Below are 4626 nucleotides of genomic sequence, written 5' to 3' on the forward strand. Positions count from 1 at the left end.
GGGGCTGCCGACCGGACGGGGTGGTCGGTCAGGCCGCGGGGAGCCGGGCGTCCGGAGCGGCCGCAGCGGGCAGTTCCAGCACCGCTGTGCACCCCCGCCGGTGCGGCTCCCCGGGCAGCAGCCGCACCGCACCGCCGTACTGGGCGAGCAGTTGCCCACTGACATAGAGGCCGAGGCCGCTTCCGCCGGCCGCCCGGTCGTGCACCCCTCGCTGCAGCACCCGGTGCTCCGCGTCCGGGGCCAGGCCGGGACCGTCGTCGGACACCTCCACCAGGATCACCTCGCCCTGTCGGCGCGCGGTCACCCGGACCTGCGCCCCGGGAGCATGGCGCTCGCAGTTGGCGAGCAGGTTGGTGGCCGCCTGGGCCAGAGCCGAGGCGGGCACGGTGGTCCGCAGTTCGGGATCGGCCGTCAGCCGGACGTCGGCGCCGACCGTACGGCGCAGCATCACCAGGCGACGCAGGACGGGCTCCACCTCATGGCCCGCGGGATCGTCCGGTGGACGGCTGCCGTCCCTGGCCAGCAGCTCCCTCAGCCGTTCCAGCTCGGCCTGCACGGCGGCTCCCAGCTCGGCCTGCGCGTCGGTGTCGAGCCGGGCGCCCTCCGCCCTGAGCAGATAGGCGGCGCCGGAGAGACCGGTCAGCACATTGCGCATCTCATGGTCCCGCTCGGCGGTGCGACGGGCGAGGCGGTCGGAGTCCAGCAGCCGGCCCTCCACCGCGTCCGCCCGGCGCAGGAAGTCGGAGGTGAGGGCGGCCAGCACGATCAGCAGGCCGAGCAGCCGCAGTGCGGCGGAGACCAGATCGGGCTCCCAGACCGGATGCCCCGCGAGCACCCGGCCGAGCTGGGCGGTGGCGGCGACGGCGAGCCCCAGGCCCAGCCGCAGACGCAACCGGTCCTGCTCACGCCATCCGGCGTGGAGATAGCCCAGGGAGAGGGCGACCGCGCCGCCGGCCATCACCCCCGCGGGCAGCAGCGCGCCGCCGGCGGGATGGCTGCCGGGCGCGGTTAGGGCGGTCAGCAGTCCACCGCCGGCGGCGGCCGCGACGGCTGCCGTTGCACCGCGTCGCCCGTGCGTCCAGCGGGGCGGGCGGGTGGTGAGGCCCGTCGCCAGCAGCAGGAGGAAACCGCAGGAGGCGACCAGCCGGGTGACGGCGAGCCAGAGCAGCGACCGGTCGGATCCGGTGTCGACCACCGAGGCCGGCATCAGCACCAGGCTGTGCAGCAGCAGAGCGGCGGCGACCGAGGTGTGCGGACGGCCGTCGCTTCCGGCGAGCCGAGGGGTGAGGGCGGCGACGCCTGCGGCGGCGGCGCCGGTGCCCGCCGCCGCGAGCGCGAGCAGCAACTGGGCCTGACGGAGCGGCAGCTGGCCGCCCGCGAAGTCACCGGTGAGCAGCAACGCCGTCACCCCGGCGGCGGCCGCCGCAGCCACGGCGTCCCCGGCCGGGCCTCGATGGCGGAGCAGCGGACGGCCCGGGGCTCGGTGAGCCCGGCGGGCGGAGGTCTGGTGTCCAGCAGTCATGCGCATTCCCCCCGGCCGCCGACGCGGGTCGCGGCCCCGCCCGCCCTGGTCGGCGGGTGCGGCCCGGAGGCGGGCAGATCGACGCGGTGCAACGGAACAGCACCACAGCGTGACGGATCGTAGTCCAGGCCGCCGACAATCGGTGGCGAACCGGCGGATTGCCCCAGGAGGCGACCGTCGTGAACACCACCGACCGGGTGGGGGCGGAAGGCGGCCGATGTCCGCACCTGAACCGCTGCGGCCAGGACGGATCCGGCCTGGCCGGGCGCCCGGCGGAGCATTCCCGTGGGGGCGTGGGTGGTGCGCGGTCTGCGGTGCCGCGCAGCGCGCGCCCCTGGGGCGCGGCGGGGCTGGAGGCGAGCCGGGGACGGGTTGGGGATGCGGGCCCGTGCTGCCCGGCGGGTCCCTGCCGCTCCACCTGGGGGCGGCAGCGGATACTCAGAGCCCTCCGCCGGGCTGCGGACGGGGGGCGCCTTGTCCGGTGCCGCGCAGCGCGGGGCTGGAGGCGAGCCGCGGACGGGTTGGGGGTGCGGGCCGATGCGGCCGGGCGGGTGCCCGCCGCTCCACCTGAGGGCGGCGGCGGATGCCCGGAGCCCTGGCCGGGCTGCCGATGGTTGCGCGCGGTCGCAGAGACGCTGCGGCAGCCGGGCGCGGGACGACGGGAGCGGCCGCCACACGGTTGCCCGGCCGCTCACGGGACACCGCCGCGCCCGGCGGCCGGGCCGGGGTACGCCCGAGGGAGTCCTCAGTGACCGCCTTCCTTGCCGCGTCCCGGTGCGCTGCCGTGGGAGGAGGCGTCCTGGGCACGCCCCGAGGGTGCTGCGTCCGACGGAGGCCCGGAGCGATGGCGGCCGGTGCCGTGGTCATGGCGGCCCTTCGACGAGTCCGCCGGGTGCTCCCGGTCCTGCCGCTCCCCGTGGCCCTGGCCTGCCGGGCTTCCCGGGCCTGACCGGGCCTGTTGCCCGGAGGCGTCCGGGGCCGGATCCAGGCGGGCCGGCTCCGCGGTCGGGGTGGCGGCCGGTGCGCTGGGCGCGGTGTTCAGCCGAACGGGGTCGGAGTCCGCGGTGTCGCTGAGCCAGGCGCCGGTGGTGCCCCAGACGGGGGTGGCGGCGACCGCTCCCGCGGCACCGAAGAGGACCGCGGCGGCCAGGCTGCGCAGCGGACCCGGTACGGCGGTGGGAGCGGGCCGTCTGCGGTGGCGCCCGCGGTCAGGCACCGCCGTCCCAGTCCACGGCACCGTGCAGGGCGCGGCCCCGCCTGCCTCCTGCGGCGCGGCCGGGCGCGCGCTCCAGGGCCTGCTCCTCGTCTCCGCCCGGCCGCAGCGCCCAGGCCAGGGTGCGGGCGCCCCAGACGCCGAGCGCAAGACCCCCGACGACCATCGCACCGGCCCGGGAGAGCAGCCGCTGCCGCCAGAGGCCGATCTGCGGCAAATGGAACCAGACCCGGCCCCGGACGTCGGACGCCTCACGCCGCCCCGGGTCGTCGACGCGGTTGGCATCGCCCTTGGTGGTGAAGGTGATGTGGTCCGCGGTGTGCTGGACGGCGACCACCCGATGGGTGACCAGCTGCTCTCCGCCGCCCGGCGAACGGCCGGAGTGGAAGGTCACCACGTCTCCGATCCTGATCAGCTCCGGGCGGACCGGGCGGTCGACCACCACGGAACCCGGCGGGATCGCCGGATCCATGCTCCCGGTGAGAACGGTGAGGACCAGGCCGTGCACGGCCATGGGCAGCACGGTGAGCGCCAGGGCCAGGGCGACTGCCGCCGTGGCAGCCGCAACCAGCACCGTGTGGCCGACCACACGGAGACCTCTCAGGCGCCCCGCCGGAGGTCTCCGGCGGGATCTCCGGGGGTCGGGGGCGACGGGGACACCCCGGCCGGCGCCACGGCGCTCGCGTACCCGCCTTGACCGGCTCTGCTCCGGCCGCTGCCCGGGAGTCCGGCCGGCAGCGGGACGACGATGCGTTCCCCGCGCCCGGGGAGCGGTGGACGCCATACAGATGATCTCCCGCTCTTGCCTGCCGCCCGGCCGGAGGTCTGCCGGGTGGTCGCTGCGTCGTGACCGACGGCCCTGACACCGGTCACCCCGCCGATCCTTCCGGCACGACGCCACCGACGCATCGTCAAAAGTGGGGATAGCGACCTACCACGCTTTGACGATGCGCCACCCTCCCTCCCCTCGGCACTATTGTGGTCAGTCGCCGCACCGGCAGGGAGGTGCGGAGCGCAGCCGATCAGCACGACGACCACGACGGGCACGCACGACGGGCACAACCGGCATCACTGGCACGGCGGACAGAGCGCGCACACATCGGCACCTGATCGACGGACACGAGAGCGGACTGCGGACAGATGACGGCGGACGGCAACGGGATGAGCGTGCGATGAGCGTCTTCAGGAGGAGCAGGAAGGCCGCCGCGCTCGCCGGGTCGGTGTCGTTGGCCGCCGCCGCGGTCGCCGTCACCGGAGGGACGTATGCCTGGTTCACCGACACTCAGAACACCGGTTCCACGGTTGTGCAGACTGGCACCCTCACCTTCGGCAACGCCTCCACCACCCCGGCGCCGCCGGCTTCGGACCTGGTGCCCGGCAGCCCGTTGCCGACACTCACCGCCGTCTTCACCAGCAGCGGCTCGCTCAGCGGCAAGGTCCGTCTGGCGCTGCACCGCGACCCCGCCGGGGTGGGCGCCCCGGTGATCCGGGACGCCGACCTGAAGTACTTCCATCTGCACTTCTCGGTCGAGCGGAGGAGCAGTACGGGCCAGGACCTGGGGGACAAGGAGTTCGACATCGACCTGGACGACGCGCTGGCCCGCAGCCTGGGCCCCAACGGTCCGCAGTCGGGAGACGTCCCGTACACGCGGACCGACCCGGACTACTCGGGCTTCGCGGAGTACTTCAAGCTCGACCCGGGCGACCAGCAGCGGGTGACGGTCACCGGCACCATCGACGAGCAGGCAGGGAACAGCATCCAGGGCAGGTCCTTGGTCTACAGCCTCACAGCCACGCTGATGCAGCTCCAGGCACCCGACGCCACGGCGGCGGAGTAGCGGGGCTCAGCGGGGCAGGTGTCGGGGCCCGGCCGAAGCCGGGCGGTCTCGTA

4 protein-coding genes are annotated in these 4626 nt (G+C 75.4%); 1 reads left to right on the top strand and 3 read right to left on the bottom strand.

What is annotated here, in order from left to right; translation table 11 throughout:
* Positions 1-28: 28 nt before the first annotated feature.
* The 3 genes from AOK09_RS24500 to AOK09_RS24510 all read right to left on the bottom strand — a co-directional run bounded on the left by AOK09_RS24500 (position 29) and on the right by AOK09_RS24510 (position 3324).
* Complete coding sequence (locus AOK09_RS24500) at positions 29-1522, bottom strand: sensor histidine kinase (RefSeq protein ID WP_157876023.1); 1494 nt, start codon at positions 1520-1522, stop codon at positions 29-31.
* Between the two features lie 745 nt (positions 1523-2267).
* Positions 2268-2738, bottom strand: a complete 471-nt coding sequence (locus AOK09_RS24505) for a hypothetical protein (protein ID WP_055589407.1) — start codon at positions 2736-2738, stop codon at positions 2268-2270.
* On the bottom strand, positions 2731-3324 hold the full coding sequence (locus AOK09_RS24510; protein ID WP_055589408.1) for a signal peptidase I: 594 nt from the start codon (positions 3322-3324) through the stop codon (positions 2731-2733). Before AOK09_RS24510 ends, AOK09_RS24505 begins: the two co-directional genes overlap by 8 nt.
* Positions 3325-3907: 583 nt before the next feature.
* Between AOK09_RS24510 and AOK09_RS24515 the strand changes: the two genes are divergently transcribed.
* Entirely contained in the window at positions 3908-4573 is a 666-nt protein-coding gene (locus tag AOK09_RS24515; RefSeq protein ID WP_055589409.1) for a SipW-dependent-type signal peptide-containing protein, read from the top strand.
* Positions 4574-4626 lie beyond the last annotated feature (53 nt).

Source organism: Peterkaempfera griseoplana (genome assembly GCF_001418575.1).
GTDB lineage: Bacteria > Actinomycetota > Actinomycetes > Streptomycetales > Streptomycetaceae > Peterkaempfera > Peterkaempfera griseoplana.